Source organism: Sanguibacter keddieii DSM 10542, from assembly GCF_000024925.1.
GTDB classification, from domain to species: Bacteria; Actinomycetota; Actinomycetes; order Actinomycetales; family Cellulomonadaceae; genus Sanguibacter; species Sanguibacter keddieii.
In genome coordinates this window covers 1,907,128-1,924,402 of sequence record NC_013521.1, presented here as the reverse complement: position 1 = coordinate 1,924,402, position 17,275 = coordinate 1,907,128, and the positions used below count along the sequence as shown (strand labels likewise).

Here is a 17,275-nt window from a genome sequence, read left to right as displayed (position 1 = left end):
GGAGGACCCTCATGACCGCTCCGCACGACGACCTGCTCCGTGCCTTCGCCCGCTACGAGGACGCCCTCATGGGCGGGGACGTCGAGGTGCTCGACGAGCTCTTCGAGGACTCGTCCGAGACCGTGCGGTCGGACGGTGGCGCGACGCTCGTGGGCCACGGGCACATCTCGGCGTTCCGGGCCGGCAGGCCGGCGGCACCGCGCCGGTGGCTGGAGCGGGTGCACGTGCAGGACGTGAGCTCTGACGTGCACCGCAACCCCGTCGTGACGGTGATGGTCGCCGAGTCGGTGCGTCCGGACGGCAGCACCGGGGTGCAGACGCAGGTGTGGCGACGCGCCGAGGGCCGCTGGACCGTCATGACGGCGCACGTGTCCTCCGCTCCCCCGGCGCCGGCCCCGTCGCTCCCGGCGGACGCCGACCTGGGCGCCGTGTGGCGGGTGGCCCCGGCAGACCTCGAGCACGGCACCTCGGCCGCCGGCCGGGCGGACGTCCCGAGCGTGGCGCGTGGCCTGCCGCTGGCGGGCGTCGGCATCGCGGTCAAGGACCTCTTCGCTGTCGCCGGTCAGCGCACCGGGGCCGGCAACCCGGCATGGCTGGCGCAGGCCGAGGTCGAGACCGTCGACGCGGCGGCCCTGACCTCGTTTCTCACCGCGGGGGCGCACGTCGAGGGCGTCGCCCACACGGACGAGCTCGCCTTCTCCCTCGCCGGGACGAACGTCCACCACGGCACGCCGCCCAACGCCGCAGCACCGGGCCGGATCACCGGAGGGTCCACGAGCGGCCCGGCCGCCGCCGTGGCCGCAGGTCTCGCGGACCTGGCCCTGGGCACCGACACCGCGGGCTCGGTCCGCGTGCCGGCGTCCTACTGCGGGCTCTACGGGCTGCGGACCACGCACGACGCCGTCTCGCGCGCCGGTCTGGTGGGCCTCGCGCCGTCCTTCGACACCGTCGGCGTCCTCACCCGCGGCGGGCCGCTCCTCGCCTCGGCGGTCGAGACGCTGCTGCCCGAGCAGGACGTCACCACGGTGGACCGGCTGGTCGTGGTCCCCGCGCTGCTGGAGCTCGCCGAGCCGGACGTGCGGCTCGCGGTCGAGGCCGCGCTGCTCGCGCTCTCCGTGCGGACCGGCATCCCCGTCGAGACCGCCGGCGAGGTCGGCCCGGGCGCCCTCGAGTCGTGGTTCGCCGCCTTCCGCACGCTGCAGCAGGCCGAGGCGTGGGAGACCCACGGTGCCTTCGTCCAGGCGCACCCCGGGGCCTTCGAGCCGGCGGTCGAGGAGAGGTTCCTCGCCGGCTCGGCCGTCACCGAGACAGACGTCGCCCGGGCCCAAGCCACGATCACCCAGGCACGCACGACGCTCGCCCGGCTGCTGCCGCACGGCACCGTCCTGGCGCTGCCCAGCACGTCGAGCGTCGCACCTCGCACCGACGCAGGCCCCGCCGAGATCGACCTGACGCGCGCCGCCACGCTGCGGCTGACCTGCCTCGCGAGCCTCGGCGGCCTGCCCGCCCTCTCCGTGCCCACGCCACGCGTGGGCTCTCTCCCCGTCGGTCTGTGCCTGGTCGCCGCGCCGGGCCAGGACCGCACCCTCGTCGACCTCGCCACCGGAGGAACCCTGTGAGCACCGCCACCCCCCTGACCGGCAGGGACGCCTGGGGGCTCTCGGCCACCCACGTCGACCTGCGACGCCCCGTGCCGCGACCACGTCCCGTCGACGTCGAGGCCCTCCCGCAGCACCTCACCGTCGACCTGGCGCGCACGGCCCTGGTGGTCGTCGACATGCAGAACGACTTCTGCCACCCCGACGGCTGGCTGGCCGGGATCGGCGTCGACGTGACGCCGGCGCGCGCGCCGATCGACGTGCTGGTCGAGGCGGTCCCGGCGCTGAGGTCGGCGGGCGTACCGGTCGTGTGGGTGTCGTGGGGCGCCCGTCCCGACCGGGCCGGGCTCCCACCGGGCGTGCTGCACGTCTACGACCCCGCGGGCACCGGCGTCGGCATCGGCTCGCCGAGCAACGCCGCCGGGTCGCCCGTGCTCGAGGCCGGGTCGTGGGCCGCCGCGCTCGTCGACGAGCTCGCCGCGGTGGTCGCACCCGAGGACGTGCACGTCGACAAGGTCCGCATGAGCGGCTTCGTCGACACCCCGCTCGACTCCGTGCTGCGCGGGCTGCGCGTCGACACGCTGCTGTTCGCCGGCGTCAACGTCGACCAGTGCGTCTACGCGAGCCTCGTGGACGCCGCGAACATCGGCTACGACGTCGTGCTGCTCGAGGACGCCTGCGGGACGACGTCACCCCAGTTCTGCACAGATGCGACCATGTACAACGTGCGTCAGTGCTTCGGGTTCACCACCCTCACCTCCCTCCTGCTCGGCTCGATCACCGGATGAGCGCTGTACGGCGCCTCGTCGCGCGGATCGACCTGTTCATCGTCTCGCTGCTCCTCGCGGTCGCCGTCGCGTCCTTCTTCCCCGTCCGGGGGCAGGCCGCCGAGGGCCTCGACGTCGCCGTGGTGATCGCGGTCGGCTGGCTGTTCTTCCTCTACGGCGTGCGGCTGCCCACCAAGGAGGCCGTCAACGCGCTCCGGGACTGGCGGCTGCACGGGTCGGTGCTCGCGGTCACCTTCGTGGTGTTCCCGCTGCTCGGCCTCGCGATGCAGCTCGTGCCGTCGTCGGTCGTGCCGACCGACCTCAAGCTCGGCCTGCTGTTCCTCACGCTGCTGCCCTCGACCGTCCAGTCGTCGATCGCCTTCACCTCGATCGCCCGCGGCAACGTCGCCGGCGCCGTGGTCGCCGCGTCGTTCTCCAACCTCGCCGGCGTGCTCCTCACACCGCTGCTGGTCGCGGGGCTGCTCGGCGGGACGGTGGGCTTCTCGGCCGACTCGATCGGCAAGATCGGGCTCCAGCTGCTGGCCCCCTTCGTGGCGGGGCAGCTGCTGCGGCGCTGGCTGGCGCCCTTCGTGCTGCGGCACAAGCGGGTCACGACCCTCACCGACCGCGGGTCCGTGGTGCTCGTCGTCTACGCGGCCTTCAGCCACGGCGTGGTCGACGGGATCTGGACGACGGTCGACGTCGGCTCGATCGTCGCCGTCGCCGTCCTGTGCTGTCTGCTGCTCGCAGCCGTCCTGGGCCTGACGACCTTCGCGGGCAAGCGCTTCGGCTTCAGCCGGGCGGACCGTGTGGTGCTGCTCATGTGCGGGTCCAAGAAGTCCCTCGCGAGCGGCGTCCCGATGGCCACCGTGCTGCTCCCGGCCGCGACCATCGGCTTCATGGTGCTGCCCCTGATGATCTTCCACCAGATCCAGCTCATCGTCTGCGCCGTCATCGCGCGGCGCATGGGCGACGCGGCCGAGCCGGAGCCCGCCCGCCCCTGAGCCCCGGCCAGGGCACAGCGGCGGGCAGCAGGGCGCAGGCTGCCGCTGTCGATGCCGGGCCTCTGCTCAGCCCTGCTCGGCGTCCCGTGCCGCGCGGGCCAGGATGTTGCGGGCCATCGACGGGAAGATCAGACCGTGGAAGGGCCACACCGCCCACCAGTAGGCCTTGCCGAAGAGCCCCCGCGGGAAGTAGATCGCACGCTGGCGGTACCGCGTCCCCGTGCCCTCCGGCTCGGCCGTGAGCTCGAGCCACGCCTCGCCCGGGACGAGCATCTCGGCACGCAGCCGCAGCTGGCGGCCGGGCTCGAGGTGCTCGACGCGCCACCAGTCGACCGCGTCGCCCACCACGAGGGTCTTGGGGTTGCGACGGCCACGGTTGTGCCCGGCTCCCCCGAGCACCTTGTCCGCGAGACCGCGGATCACCCAGGCGGCCGGCAGCGAGTACCAGCCGTTGTCGCCGCCGATGCCCTCGATGACCTTCCACACCGCCGCGGGCGGGGCGTCACCGGTGCGGGACCTGTCGTCGACGTAGACCGTCCGGCCCGCCCAGTCGGGGTCGCTCGGCAGCGGCTCGTACGGCTTCCCCGACGACGCGCCCGTCCACGAGGTCTCGACGACGCCGTCCTCGATCTTGCTCAGCGCCAGGCGCACGGCGTGCCGGTAGTCCGTCAGGCCGGCGGCGGGCGGTGCGATCACGTCGTCGACGTCGTGCTCCTGGGCCACGGCGTCGTGCTGGAGGGACTGCACCAGCGGTACGGCCATCGAGTGCGGGATCGGGGTCACGAGGGCGACCCACCACCCGGCGAGCATCGGCGCCGGGATCGGGAGGGCGTAGATGCGACGGTGCGGCAGGCCGGCCTCGTAGCCGTACCCGTACATGAGAGCCGCGTAGGTCAGGACGTCCCGCGACCCGATGTCGAAGGTCCGGTTCACGTCGGCGTCCACGAGCGGGGCGTGCACGAGGTAGTGCAGCACGTCGCGCACGGCGATCGGCTCGATCCGGTTCTGCACCCAGCTCGGCGCCGGCATGAGCGGCACGTTCTCGGTGAGGTGACGGATCATCTCGAAGGACGCCGACCCGGACCCGATGACCACCCCGGCCTGGAACACGATCGCGGGGACGGCGCTGTCGAGGAACACCTTGCCGACGGCCGTCCGCGAGCGCATGTGCGTCGAGAGCTCGACGCCCTCGGGGTGCAGCCCGCCCAGGTACACGAGGCGCGAGGCGCCCGCCCGCTCGGCCGCCGTGGCGACGAGCCGGGCGGTCTCGCGCTCCTGCTCCTCGAAGTCGGACCCCGACCCCATCGAGTGGACGAGGTAGAAGACGGTGTGGACGCCCTGGAAGGCCCGCTCGGTGTCCTCGGCGGAGCTGAGGTCGCCCTCGACGACGTCGACCTGGTCGTGCCACGGGACGCCGTCGAGCTTGGAGGGGGTGCGGACCAGCACGCGGACGGCGAAGCCCTGCGCGAGGAGGCGTGGGACGAGCCTGCCGCCGATGTATCCGGTCGCGCCGGTCACGAGGACGAGGGTGGGAGAGGTCATCGTCTGATCGTAGGTACGGGTGGTGGTCCACGCGCGGGGTGGCGGCGCCCGGAGGTGGCGCGGTGACCCGTCGGTGTGCCGTCGGTGCCTCCTCGGTGACCCGTCGGTGTCTCGTCAGTGCCTGTCAGTGCCTGTCAGTGCCGCGGCGTGGGTCCGTCGTCGAGGCCGTCCTCGTCGCCGTCAGGCCGTGAGCCCTCGGCTGCCGGCCCCGTCTCGTCGCTGTGACGTCCCTGCCGCTGCGCCTCGAGCCGGATCGCGCGGCCCTCGGAGACGGCCTCGGCGGTCTTCGCCGCGCGCTTCTCGATCCCGCGTGCGTCACGCGGGGGCAGCTGGAGCGTCTCCTCCGCGGGGAGGCCCGACTGCAGCTCGCGGCCGCGCTCGAGCTCGGAGTCGAGCTCGGCCCCGAAGAGCAGCGCGAGGTTGGTGATCCACAGCCACAGCAGGAACACGATGACCGTCCCGAGCGTCCCGTAGGTGGAGCCGTAGGACCCCAGGGTCGCGACGTACACGCCGAACCCGGCGGAGGCGACGGCCCAGACGAGGATCGCGACGAGCGCCCCGACGCTCAGCCAGCGGAACCTCGGCTGCCTCACGTTCGGCGTCGAGTGGTAGAGCAGGGCGACCATGCCGATGACCACGAGGAGCACGACGGGCCACTTCGCGACGCTCCACACCGTCAGGGCGACGCTGCCGAGACCGATCGTGTCACCGACCGCCTGGGCGACGCCTCCGGACAGCACGAGCGCGACCACGACGAGCGCGGCGCCGACAGCCACCACGAGGGTGATGAGCAGGTTGGCCGGGCGCAGCTTCCACACCGGCCGGCCTTCCTCGATCTCGTAGACCCGGTTGAGCGCCCTCCCGAAGGCGCCCACGTAGCCGGAGGCGGACCACAACGCCCCCGCGAGGCCGATGACGAGGGCGAGGCCCGCACCGGAGGACTGGCTCGCGACCTGGTCGACGAGCGGCTCGACGGTCGCCATGGTCTCGGCGGGCAGGACCGACGACACGATGCCGAGCACGTCCTCGACGAGGGCGCCGCCGTCGCCGACGAGCCCGAGGATCGAGACCAGCGCGAGGAGCGCCGGCGCGGACGCCAGCACGGCGTAGTAGGTGAGCGCGGCGGCCAGGTCGAGGCACTGGTCGCGGGTGAACTGGCGGGCCGTCGAGCGGAGCACCAGCCTCCACGACCGCTCGGTCAGGTCGACCGGCGAGTCCGGGTGCTCGGACCCGGCCGTCTCAGCAGCCCTGTCCTGTCCGGGGCGGGTGTCTGCAGGCATGGGTCCTCCGTCGTGGGGTCGCGCGCGGTCCGTCAGCCGCCGGGCTGAGGCGTCCGGCACTGCTCCGAACCTAGGCCCTCGTCCGCTGCGCACAACAGGAACGGCTGTGGACGGCGCCCGTGAGGGGACCGTCCACAGCCGCCGGCGCCCTGTGCGGGCGGTGCCCTCTGCGGGCGTGGCGTGCTCAGCGAGCGGCGAGTGCCGCGTCGACCTCCCGGAGGAAGTCGTCGAGGTCGTCCGGGGTGCGCGAGGTCACGAGGGTCCAGCCGTCGGTCGGGTCGCTCACCACCGACTGGTCCTGCCAGGTGCCACCGGCGTTGCGGACGTCGGTCTGCAGCGTCGGGTACGAGGTGAGCGTCTTGCCGGTGGCGAGGCCTGCCTCGACCACGAGCCACGGTCCGTGGCAGATCGCGGCGACCGGGCGACCGGAGCGTGCGAAGGTGCCCACGGCGGCGACGGCCTTCTCCTCCAGACGCAGGGCGTCGGCGTTGATGGTGCCCCCGGGGACGAGCAGCAGGTCGTAGGAGTCGAGGTCTGCGTCGGTGAGGTCGCCGAGGGCCCGGTCTGCCTCGACCGGGCGACCGGGGTCCTTGTCGCCGACGAGGGTCTCGACCGTGCCCCGCTCGGGTGCTGCGACGTCGACGTGGGCGCCCGCGGCACGCAGGTGCTCGAGCGGGACGACGAGCTCGTCCTGCTCGACGCCGTAGGTGGTGACGACGGCGAGGACGCGGCGGCCGGTGAGGTCGGGCGTCTGGTGGGAGGTCGTGTCGGAGGTCATGGTGGTGCTCCTCTCGGGGGCGGTGCTGGGGTGTCCTTCGACGATATGCGGATCTCGGTCACGCACAACCGGGGAGGGTGGCTGGGCGGTGTGACCTCGGGTTCGTCGACTCAGGTCCGTGACCGTCGGAGCGGCGGGCTGTCGAGCCCTTCCCCGCTCGCGAGCCCGTGCAGCAGGTCGGCCAGGGAGTCGGCGGCGCTGTGCCGCGGCTGCCAGCCGAGGCGTGTCCGTGCCCGCTCGGTGCTCATGAGCGGAGCCCCCATGGCCATGTCCAGCCAGCCGGGGTCGGTCGGGACCAGGCGCAGGTCGTAGGCGACCGCCAGGAGGGTGCGCAGGGCGGCCGGAGGGACGCCGAAGGACTTGCCGTGGTCGAGGACCGCGGCGACGTCGTCGGCGCGGAGCACCTGGTCGTGGGCGACGTTGAAGGCGCCGCGCGCCTGGTCCCGGTGCAGCAGGGCGGCCAGGTAGGCGCGGCCGAGGTCGTCGGCGTGCACGGCCTGCAGGCGCAGCCCGCCGGGGAAGGGGACGACCGGCAGGAGCCCGGGTCGCAGCGCCCGGCGCGGGACGAGCGGCCCGAGGAAGTACCGGGCGATCTCGGCGCCGGCCTCGGGCTGGAAGATCAGTGCGGGGCGCAGCCGGGTGACGACCATCTCGGGATGTGCGGCCTCGACGTCGTCGAGCACGCGCTCCTGGGCCACCTTGTCGACGCTGTAGTGGGAGGTGGGGACGCCGCTGGTGCTCCACGACTCGTCGCGCAGGACGTCGTCGTGCACGGGAGCGTAGCTCCCCACGGACGACGCGACCACGAGCTGCGGGACCCCTGCAGCGGCAGCGGCGCGGGCCACGGTCCGGGTCCCGTCGACGTTGGTGCGCCGCAGCAGGTCGCGGTCCCTGTTGGGCTGGATGAGCCAGGCGAGGTGCACGACGGCGTCGGCCCCGGCGAAGACTCCTGCGAGGTCGTCGACCAGCGCGGCGTCCCGGGTGCCGTCGCCGAGCGCGACGTCCCGCTGGACCCACTCCGTCCCGCGGAACGGATCGCTCGTCAGGTCCGGGCGCCGACGCGAGACCCCGACGACCGCGGTGATCTCCGGTGCGTCGTGCAGGGCCCGCAGCACTCCCGTCCCGGCATTGCCGCTCCCACCGACCACCACCACCCTCATGCGGTGGTCCTGACCGTCGTGGCGTCGAGGGTCGAGGGCGCGGCGTCTGCCGGGAGGGTGGGGTCGAGGACGACCTTGATGCAGCCGTCCTCCTTCTTCTGGAACGTCGAGTAGGCGGCGGGCGCGTCCTCGAGGGCGACGCGGTGCGTGCGCAGGTCGAGGACGCCGAGCGGGTCGGAGTCGTCGGAGACCAGCGGCAGCACCTGGTCGGTCCACCGGTGGACGTTCGCCTGCCCCATGCGCAGGGTGACCTGCTTGTCGAACATCTCCATGAGGGGCATGGGGTCGACCGCGCCTCCGTACACCCCGGAGATCGAGACGGTGCCCCCGCGGCGGACCGTGGAGATCGCCGTGTGCAGGGCCGCCATCCGGTCGATGCCGGCCTTCTCGACGAGCGGCCGGGCGAGGGCGTCCGGGAGCAGGCCTGCGGCGGCCTGCGCGGCCTTGCCCACCGGTGACCCGTGGGCCTCCATGCCGACGGCGTCGATCACGGAGTCCGTGCCACGACCGTGCGTGAGGGCCCGGACCGCGTCGGGGACGGAGTCGACCTCGCGGAGGTCGATCACCTCGATGCCGTGCCGGCGGGCCATGGCGAGGCGCTCGGGGACGAGGTCCACGCCGATCACCTGCTCTGCTCCACGGTGGCGTGCGATGCGGGCGGCCATCTGGCCGATCGGGCCGAGGCCCAGGACCGTCACGGAGCCTCCGTCCGGGACCTGCGCGTAGTCCACGGCCTGCCATGCCGTCGGGACGACGTCGGAGAGGTAGAGGTACTTCTCGTCCGGGGCTCCGTCGTCGGGGACCTTGATGGGACCGTAGTGGGCCTGCGGGACGCGCAGGTACTCGGCCTGACCACCGGCCACCTGGCCGTACAGCTTGGTGTAGCCGAAGAGCGCAGCACCCTTGCCCTGCGCCCGGACCTGGGTGGTCTCGCACTGCGACTGGAACCCCCGGGTGCACATGAAGCACCGCCCGCAGGAGATGTTGAACGGCACCACCACGCGGTCCCCCGGGGCGATGTGCGTGACCTCGGGTCCCACCGCCTCCACGATGCCCATGGGCTCGTGCCCGAGGACGTCGCCGGGGTCGATGAACGCACCGAGGACGCTGTACAGGTGCAGGTCGGACCCGCACACGGCGGTCGAGGTGACCCTGATGACCGCGTCGGTCGGCTCGATGATGGTGGGGTCGGGGACGGTCTCGACGCTGACGTTCTCGCGTCCCTGCCAGGTGAGTGCGCGCACGGTGGCCTCCTGCTGTCGTCGACGGGAGGCCGCGGTCGGCCTCGCCGGTGGTGGTGCTCTGCGCGGGCGGCACCTCGACGAGGCGCCGCCCGCGCAGAGACGTCAGGTCACGGCGAGGGCGTGCCACCGTTGACGTTGAGGGTCTCCCCGAGGACGTAGCTGGACTCGGGCGAGGCCAGGAACACGTAAGCGGGGGCGAGCTCGGTCGGCTGACCGGCACGGCCGAGGGGCGTCTGGTGGCCGAACTCCGGGATGGCGTCGGCGGGCTGACCACCCGTGGGCTGCAGCGGCGTCCAGATCGGTCCGGGGGCGACCGCGTTGACGCGGATCCCCTTCGGGGCGAGCTGCTGCGCGAGCCCTTTGGTGAAGTTGTTGATCGCGGCCTTCGTCGAGGCGTAGTCGATCAGGTTCGGCGACGGGGTGTACGCCTGGATCGACGTCGAGTTGATGATCGCCGACCCGGCGGGCAGGACCGTCGCGGCGTCACGGGACAGGCGGATCATGGCCTCGATGTTGATCGTGAACGTCTCGGTGATCTGCTCGTCCGTGAGGTCCTCGATGGACTCGACCGCCATCTGCTTGCCCGCGTTGTTGACCAGGATGTCGAGGCCACCGAGGCCGTCGACCGCCGCCCGGACCAGCCCGGCGGTGTACTCAGGGTCCATGAGGTCCCCGGGGAGGGCGACGGCGGTGCGCCCGGCCTCCTCGATGATGCGGACGATGTTCTCCGCGTCGGACTGCTCGACCGGGAGGTAGGCGATCGCGACGTCGGCGCCCTCGCGGGCGAAGGCGATCGCGGTCGCCGCGCCGATCCCGGAGTCTCCCCCGGTGACGAGCGCCTTGCGGCCCTGCAGCCGGCCGGTGCCGCGGTAGGTGTGCTCGCCGAGGTCAGCCTTCGGGGTGAGCTCGGAGTCGAGGCCCGGCTCGGGCTTCTTCTCGGCCGGCGGCTCGATCGCCTCGTACCGGGTCACCGGGTCCTGGAAGGTGAGCTGGTCGTGCGAGCCGGTGGGCTGGGTGCTGTCAGACGTCATGCGGGGAGACCTCCGGAGTGCTGTGGTGGGGTCGTCCCACTGTGCGCGCCGGGCGGCCACCTCGCATCTGGACCGCTGTGGACGGTGACTCTCGCGAGCCGCTCAGGCCCGGTGCTGCGCGGAGGCGATGACCTCGGCCGCGACCTGCGCGAGCGTCTCGCCGCGCGCGTCGGAGAGGGCGACCAGACGGTCGAAGGCCTCGCCGAGGTCGATGTCCTCGACGACCGCGACCACGCCCTTCGCCTGCTCGACGACGACCCGCTGCTCGAGGACGCTCTGGATGCGCTCGTGCAGGTCGTCGTCCGAGAGCACGCCGCTGCGCGCGAGCGCGATGGTCGCGAGGTCGGCCAGGCTCTGCGCGAGGACACGCTCGTCGGCGGTGAGCCGCTGTGGAGTGGTGCTGAACAGGTTGAGACCACCGATGGCCTTGCCGCGCCAGACCATGGGGAAGGCGTGCGCGGCGGTGATGCCCGAGCGTGTGAACAGCTCGCCCACCACGGGCCAGCGGTCCACGAGAGCGTCGGCACCGACCACGGACAGCGCCACGCCCTCGGCGATCACCTCGACGCACGGTCCGGACTCGTGCAGCTCCTGGTAGATCTCGAGCTGGGTGGCGGTGTGCGAGGTCGTGCTGAGCAGCTCGAGGTTGCCGGTGACGTCCCGCACGAGGATGCCGGCCCCGACCACGGGCAGGAACGCGGTGCAGTCGCGGAGCAGCCGGGACAGCAGGTCAGACACGTCATGGTCGGCGACCAGCAAGGAGGTGGCCTCCGCGATAGCCTGGGCCGAGCTCTGGGGTTTCACCGTGCGTCATCTCCCGTCGAGGTGTCGTCGAGGCTGAAGACCAGCTGCCGCTCGACCAGTGCCGACGCGACCGCAGCGACTGTAGTCCCCTGAGCGTACGCGTGTGCGCGGATGAGGATCAGCGCGTCGTCCGGGGAGACCTTGAGCTGGGCGATCACCATGCCGGTCGCCTGGTGGATCTTGGCCCGGGCCGGCCAGCCGCTGAGCATCGACGACGACTCCTCGTCGACGTCGCGCAGCAGCGCCCCGCCGATGATCGCGGCGACGACCATCGCCTCGTCGTCGTCGCGCGACAGCGTCACCCCGGCGGCGAGGTGCACGCTGAAGACGCCGAGCACGGAGCCCGAGACGACCATCGGGTAGGAGTGGACACGCACCTCACCGACCGCCTCGCGGACCTCCTGGGCCAGGGAGGACGGCGCGTCCGGGGCGACTCCGACGTCGAGCGACGCCGGTCGCCTGGTCTGGTGGGCCTCGTGCCGCGGGCCCAGGCCCAGGACCTCTTGGAGCGACTCGATGCGCTCGGCGACGGTGTCCGTGGTGGCCAGCACGTAGGGCGCGCCCGGTGTCGCGGTGAGGGTCACGGCCCCGCCCTCGGCGCCGAGGAGCGTCGCGCCGGCAGAGCACAGGCGCAGCGGCAGCGGCTGCTCCGGAGGGAGCCGGGCGATGTGCAGGGCGAGCTCGGCGAGCACGCTGACGTCGTTGGTCACGCGTGCCCTCCTGTCGTCGTCTCTGGCGGGTCGAGCAACCACGTCGGGAGACCTGGCCGGTGCGTCAGGCGACCGTCGGCCGCGATCCACGAGTCAACTCTATGCCTCGTGCAGCCGCAAGGGTGGGGGCGGGTGGGATCGGGCCGCGCGACGCAGCCAGGCCCGGGTGCTGGTGCACCCGGGCCTGGACTGACGTGAGGCGGACGGCCGCCGAGACCCCGGAGGGGGGTGAGGTCTCGACCACCGTGCGCCGGTCTGAGGGCCGCCGCCCACGAGGGGCGGCGGCCGGTCGGTCACCCGAAGGTGAAGGTGAAGACCTGGACGTCCTGGGGGAGCTCGAGCTCCACGGTGCCCGTGGTCGCCGCGTCACCCTCGAGGACCGGGTAGAGGTTCGGGTTGCCCGTCACCTTGATGTCCTTGGTCTCGACGACCTTGCCGTCGGCGTCCTTGACCGTGGCCTTCACGGTGCCCTCGCCGCCGAGGACGGTGAAGACGTTGGTGCCCGAGTAGGCGAGCTGGACGGCCGCGCCGTCCGCGGCTGCCGTGGCACCCTGCGGGTCCAGGGTCCAGGACCCACCGAGAGAGAAGGTGTCCTTCGGCTGGTCAGGGTTGACCGTGAAGTCGCCGGACTTGTAGTCCTGCTCACCCGAGTAGTTGACGACCTTCGTGGACGAGAAGTACGTCTCCGGGGTGGTCGCGTCCTGCGGGGTGCCGTCGTCGACGGTCGTCTCCGCGGGGAGCTCGACGCCCGGGTTGGCCTGCTCGAGGAGCTCACGGACCAGCTTCTCGGTGTTCTCGTAGCCACCCTCGCCGAAGCGGATGTGGCGGACGGTCCCGTCCGAGTCGATGAGGTACTGCGCGGGCCAGTAGCGGTTCCGGTACTTGGTCCAGGTCGAGTACGCGTTGTCCTGGGCGACCGGGTAGGTCACACCGAGCTGCTCAGCTCCGGCGACCACGTTGCGGGTCTCACGCTCGAAGGCGAACTCCGGGGTGTGGACACCGATGACCTCGAAGCCCTTGCCGACGTCCTTGTACTGGTCGTACCAGGCGTTCACGTGAGGGATCGCGCGCTGGCAGTTGATGCAGGAGTAGGCCCAGAAGTCGACGAGGACGACCTTGCCCTCCTGCTTGAGGTCGGAGAGGTTCAGCGCCTCGTCGCCCGGGGTGTTGAACCAGTTGTTGATGCCGCTCAGCTGGGGAGCCGGACCACAGCTCTCGAGCTCGGAGGCGCCGTTGGTGCAGTTGGACAGCAGGCGGTTCTCGTCGGTGACCAGGCCACCGAGGTCGAGGGCCTCCTGGACGGTGTCCGACTCGTTGATCTGCGACTGGAGCGAGCCCGTGTAGTCCGGCAGCGCTCGCTGCAGGTACTGCGGGAGGTTGAAGGCCAGGCCGATCGCGAGCAGGATCATGGTGACGCCACCGAAGATGCGGATGCCCTTGGTGTGGCGCTTGAAGGCACCGACCCGCTCGGCGACCCGACGGCCTGCCAGCGCGAAGATCAGCAGCGGGATGGCCGCACCCACCGCGAAGGAGACGGTCAGGGCGACGGTGTCAGCCCCGATGTTCCCGGTCGCACCGGCGACGGTGATCGCCGCCAGGACCGGACCAGCACACGGCACGTACAGGACCCCGAGGCCCAGGCCGAGGAGAAAGGCCCCGCGGTCCTGTCGCGCCGAACCGCGCCGTGCACCCATTGCTGCGATGCGCTGGAACGGTCGTTCGATGATCTCCTCGAGGCGCGGGACGATCATCCCGACACCGATGATCGCCAGCAGCGACAGCCCGACCCACCGCAGCAGGTCCTGAGGCAGGCCCAGCGCGTTGAGGATCAGGGACCCGAGGAGGGTGAAGAAGCTGAAGCTCACGACGAGCCCCGAGATGACGAGGTAGGGGCGCAGCGACTTGCGGCGCGCCGAGACCTCCTTGACCGGCTTGTCACCGGCCGTGCTCTTGCCGCCCTTGCCGTTCTTGCCCCCGGAGAGGCTGACGGAGTCTCCCCCGGTGCCGGCCTTGGGCCGGTCGGCGACGGCGACGTTGCCGCGACCGTCGATCCGGACGGCGCCAGGCGCTCCTGCGAAGAGAGAGGCGGAGGGAGCAGCTGATGACGAGCCCTCGCCGGCGGCTGCCGACGACCCGTCTGTGCCTTCGCCGGAGCCGGGGCGGGCGCCCTGGATACCTCCTGCGAAGAAGATCACCGGGAGCATCGGGAGGATGCACGGTGAGATACCGGTGATGAGGCCACCGATGAGCCCGATGAGAATGAGCGTTTCCATGGCAGCGGTTCGTTCTAGGAGCGCTGCCGGATGGGTGCGAGAAACAATTGCTCGTCGACCCATCCACCCGCTCGACCGTTCCGAACTACCCGTGTGCCGCGCGACAGGAGAGGCGGTGGTGAGGCCGAGAAAATTACTTCTCGATCCGACCCATCCACTCCACCGCCCGGCTCCGAACTGATCGTGAGACGCCCCGCAGAGGTGGGGCGGCAGAGCTGAGGAGAGACCGATGAACGTTCTTACCCGCAAGTCCTACGCAGTCACCAGCGTCGCAGTCCTGGCCCTGTTCGGCCTCTCGGCCTGCAGCTCCGACGACAACGCGGAGACCACCCCGTCGACCAGCACCACGACGGACGCTCCGGCCATGACGGACGACCCCACCACCGACGCGATGACCGACGACGCGACGGAGGACGCCACCGACGGCGCCATGATGGACCCCGCGTCCAACCTCGTGGGCCCCGGCTGCGCCGCCTACGCCGAGGCTGTCCCGGACGGCGCCGGCTCCGTGACGGGCATGTCGACCGACCCGGTCGCCGTGGCTGCCTCGAACAACCCGCTCCTGACCACGCTCACCGCAGCGGTCAGCGGCCAGCTGAACCCTGACGTCGACCTGGTCGACACCCTCAACGGTGGCGAGTTCACCGTCTTCGCACCGGTCGACGACGCCTTCGCGAAGATCGACCCGGCCACCATCGAGGGCCTCAAGACCGACGCGGACACCCTGTCCTCGATCCTCACGTACCACGTGGTCCCCGGCCAGCTGACCCCGGACGAGATCGTCGGTGAGCACGAGACCGTCCAGGGTGGCATGGTCAACGTCACCGGCTCCGGCGACGAGCTCATGGTCAACGACGCCAACGTCATCTGTGGTGGCGTCGTGACCGCCAACGCGACCGTCTACCTCATCGACTCGGTGCTCATGCCGACGATGTGATCTGAGGCTGGTGCGCAGCTGCACCGGCACCAGCACGGCCGCTCAGCAGAAGGGCCCGCTCCCCCACCGGGGAGCGGGCCCTTCTGCTGTGCCCGGAGACCCGGGACGACGACGTCTGCACGCGTCTCACCACGGTCAGGCTCCGGCCCGCGCGCGAGCACTGGCACTGGCACAGGCACAGGCACAGGCACAGGCACAGGCACAGGCACAGCATGGTGCCCTCTCTGCTGCAGGGTCCACCCGCTCCCCAGCGGTCGCGACGCCCACTGCCGATCCCCTCCCTCAACACCTCGAGAGGTGTCCCTCGAGACGACCCTCTCGAGCCACCTGAGGTCCGTGAGCCACGGGGACCCTTGGTGCGGGGCTGCACTGCACCACGTGGAGCGGCCTGAGGCGGCTACCTGGAGCACGTAGCTCCCCCTCCCCCGTGGCGCCGGCGCCACAGCCAGGCGACCAGCACGAGCAACCCTCGGTCCGGAGGATCACGGTCCCCGGTGCCTCTCTCCGACCCGCGGCCCCTCGCACCAGAGACCACCGGACATCGCCCTCGGACCAGCCGACGTCACGCCGACGCACTCGTCTCCGCGTGCCCCCTCAGAGACGGACCCGGGTCCGGACGCACGAAGAGCCGGGCACCTCCCCTGAGGGAGGTGCCCGGCTCTCGTGGTGCGTGCGGTGTCAGATCTCGACGGCGACGATCGGGTCGGTGGTCGGCTGCTCGGAGCCGCCTCGCGGTTCGATCGTCACGGCAACAGTGGCTCCGGCGCCCGCCTCGACGAGCGCTGTCGACGACCCGTCCTCGGGGCGCATGAGCCCTGCGGAGCTGATGCCGTCGGCGTCGATCACCCAGAGCTGGTAGTCGCTGTCGGCGGCTGCCTGCTCCATGTCGCTGGTGGAGACGAACACGCGGTCGGAGGAGACCAGCGCGCTGACCTCTCCACCGCCGTCGACCGGTGCCCGCAGCACGCGGGCCTCGGGGTCGGCGATCATCTGGGCGACCGTGGCTGCCTCGGCCTGCAGCTGCTGCTGCTGGGAGTGCGACTGCACGGCGATGCTCGTCGGGACCGCGATGCCGACGGCGACCGCCGCCGCCACGCCGAGGCTGACCCAGCGTCGTCGGGCCGCGGTCGGCCGGTGACGGGTCTGGGTGACCGGAGCAGCCTTGAGGGGCTGCTGCGTGATGGTGTCGAGCACCTGGGCACGCAGGAACGCGGGCGGTGCCTCGTCGACGGTGAAGGTCGCGACGACCTCGCGGAACTCGTCGAGCTCGCGTCGTGCGTCGTCGTCGGTCGCGACCAGCCGGTCGACCTGGCGCCGCTCGAGGTCGTCGACGTGGTCGAAGACGTACGGGGCGATGAGGCCCCGGGGTCCCTCGGGCATCAGGTCGTCTCTCTCGTCAGCCATGGTCCACCCCCAAGCAGTTGCGCAGTCGGATGAGGCCGTCTCGGATGCGGCTCTTGACGGTCGGGAGGGAGGCGCCGAGGTCTTCGGCCACCTCTCGGTAGGTACGGTCTCCGTAGTAGGCGCGCATGACGGCGTCGCGCTGGGTGTCGGTCAGGGACCCCAGGCACCTGCGGACGCCTGCGGCCTCGAGCCGCTGCTCCACGTGCTCGGCAACCACGTCGTACTCACCTCCTGCACCCTTCTGGTCCGTGTCCTTCTGGTCACGGGTTCGTCGGGCTTGCTCTGAACGGACCCTGTCTACGGCACGACGTCGCGCGAGCGTGACCACCCACGTCCGGGCGGACCCACGGCTGGGGTCGAAGCGTGCAGCTGTCTGCCACACCTCGACCATCACCTCTTGAGTCACCTCTGCGGCGTGGTCCGGGTCACGGAGCACTCCGAGAGCCGTTCCGTAGGCGGCAGGCGCGAGCGAGTCGTAGACGGGTGCGAAGAGCGCCGGGTCACCGCTGGCGCAGGCATGCAGCGCCGCGTCGATGGCGTCGGGTTCACTCGTCCTCGGGTTCGGCACGCGGCCTAGTCTGCCTCAGTTCAGGGTTCTGTTCGATTCGGACACCCCGGCGGCGCCGGGGTTACCAGAGGTTCGGTGCCCTCGCCCGTCCGGATGGGTCGATGTTGCAGAACTGTGACGAGAGCTCCCCGGGGCTCCTCGGAGGAGACTCCTGACCGCCCCACGACAGACGACA

At 71.8% G+C, this 17,275-nt stretch carries 15 protein-coding genes; 4 read left to right on the top strand and 11 right to left on the bottom strand.

Annotated features, from left to right (window positions below; genetic code table 11):
- Positions 1–11: 11 nt before the first annotated feature.
- Genes SKED_RS08440 through SKED_RS08430 form a run of 3 tightly spaced genes read left to right on the top strand, consistent with a single transcriptional unit; the run spans position 12 to position 3,369 of the window.
- A complete protein-coding gene (locus SKED_RS08440; protein ID WP_012866718.1) occupies positions 12–1,619 on the top strand; it encodes an AtzH-like domain-containing protein in 1,608 nt (535 codons plus the stop codon).
- Positions 1,616–2,386 carry a cysteine hydrolase family protein gene (locus SKED_RS08435; protein WP_012866717.1) on the top strand — a complete coding sequence of 257 codons (771 nt, stop codon included), beginning with the start codon at positions 1,616–1,618 and terminating at the stop codon, positions 2,384–2,386. Before SKED_RS08440 ends, SKED_RS08435 begins: the two co-directional genes overlap by 4 nt.
- The gene (locus SKED_RS08430; protein WP_012866716.1) at positions 2,383–3,369 is read left to right on the top strand and encodes a bile acid:sodium symporter family protein; all 987 of its coding nucleotides are present in this window, start codon (positions 2,383–2,385) and stop codon (positions 3,367–3,369) included. The genes SKED_RS08435 and SKED_RS08430 overlap by 4 nt, the downstream gene beginning before the upstream one ends.
- Before the next feature lie 66 nt (positions 3,370–3,435).
- Here SKED_RS08430 and SKED_RS08425 read toward each other — a convergent pair whose 3' ends face one another.
- The 9 genes from SKED_RS08425 to SKED_RS08385 form a co-directional block, all read right to left on the bottom strand.
- Positions 3,436–4,911, bottom strand: a complete 1,476-nt coding sequence (locus SKED_RS08425; RefSeq protein WP_012866715.1) for an SDR family oxidoreductase — start codon at positions 4,909–4,911, stop codon at positions 3,436–3,438.
- Positions 4,912–5,045: 134 nt separating this feature from the next.
- Positions 5,046–6,191, bottom strand: a complete 1,146-nt coding sequence (locus SKED_RS08420; protein WP_012866714.1) for a YihY/virulence factor BrkB family protein — start codon at positions 6,189–6,191, stop codon at positions 5,046–5,048.
- A 184-nt stretch (positions 6,192–6,375) separates the two neighbouring features.
- Positions 6,376–6,969, bottom strand: coding sequence for a type 1 glutamine amidotransferase domain-containing protein (locus SKED_RS08415; RefSeq protein ID WP_012866713.1), 594 nt, complete (start codon positions 6,967–6,969; stop codon positions 6,376–6,378).
- 110 nt (positions 6,970–7,079) lie between these two features.
- Positions 7,080–8,129, bottom strand: coding sequence for an NAD-dependent epimerase/dehydratase family protein (locus tag SKED_RS08410; RefSeq protein ID WP_012866712.1), 1,050 nt, complete (start codon positions 8,127–8,129; stop codon positions 7,080–7,082).
- On the bottom strand, positions 8,126–9,373 hold the full coding sequence (locus tag SKED_RS08405; protein WP_012866711.1) for a zinc-dependent alcohol dehydrogenase: 1,248 nt from the start codon (positions 9,371–9,373) through the stop codon (positions 8,126–8,128). The genes SKED_RS08410 and SKED_RS08405 overlap by 4 nt, the downstream gene beginning before the upstream one ends.
- A 107-nt stretch (positions 9,374–9,480) precedes the next feature.
- A complete protein-coding gene (locus SKED_RS08400; protein WP_012866710.1) occupies positions 9,481–10,404 on the bottom strand; it encodes an SDR family oxidoreductase in 924 nt (307 codons plus the stop codon).
- A gap of 102 nt (positions 10,405–10,506) precedes the next feature.
- Positions 10,507–11,208, bottom strand: a complete 702-nt coding sequence (locus SKED_RS08395; protein ID WP_012866709.1) for a GAF and ANTAR domain-containing protein — start codon at positions 11,206–11,208, stop codon at positions 10,507–10,509.
- Complete coding sequence (locus tag SKED_RS08390) at positions 11,205–11,918, bottom strand: ANTAR domain-containing protein (RefSeq protein WP_012866708.1); 714 nt, start codon at positions 11,916–11,918, stop codon at positions 11,205–11,207. The genes SKED_RS08395 and SKED_RS08390 overlap by 4 nt, the downstream gene beginning before the upstream one ends.
- A gap of 293 nt (positions 11,919–12,211) precedes the next feature.
- The gene (locus tag SKED_RS08385; RefSeq protein ID WP_012866707.1) at positions 12,212–14,191 is read right to left on the bottom strand and encodes a cytochrome c biogenesis protein CcdA; all 1,980 of its coding nucleotides are present in this window, start codon (positions 14,189–14,191) and stop codon (positions 12,212–12,214) included.
- 229 nt (positions 14,192–14,420) lie between these two features.
- Between SKED_RS08385 and SKED_RS08380 the strand changes: the two genes are divergently transcribed.
- Positions 14,421–15,128, top strand: coding sequence for a fasciclin domain-containing protein (locus SKED_RS08380; protein ID WP_012866706.1), 708 nt, complete (start codon positions 14,421–14,423; stop codon positions 15,126–15,128).
- A 678-nt stretch (positions 15,129–15,806) separates the two neighbouring features.
- Here SKED_RS08380 and SKED_RS08375 read toward each other — a convergent pair.
- Complete coding sequence (locus tag SKED_RS08375; protein WP_217167965.1) at positions 15,807–16,508, bottom strand: anti-sigma factor; 702 nt, start codon at positions 16,506–16,508, stop codon at positions 15,807–15,809.
- A 16-nt stretch (positions 16,509–16,524) separates the two neighbouring features.
- Positions 16,525–17,100 carry an ECF RNA polymerase sigma factor SigK gene (gene sigK, locus SKED_RS08370; RefSeq protein ID WP_012866704.1) on the bottom strand — a complete coding sequence of 192 codons (576 nt, stop codon included), beginning with the start codon at positions 17,098–17,100 and terminating at the stop codon, positions 16,525–16,527.
- Positions 17,101–17,275: the final 175 nt, after the last annotated feature.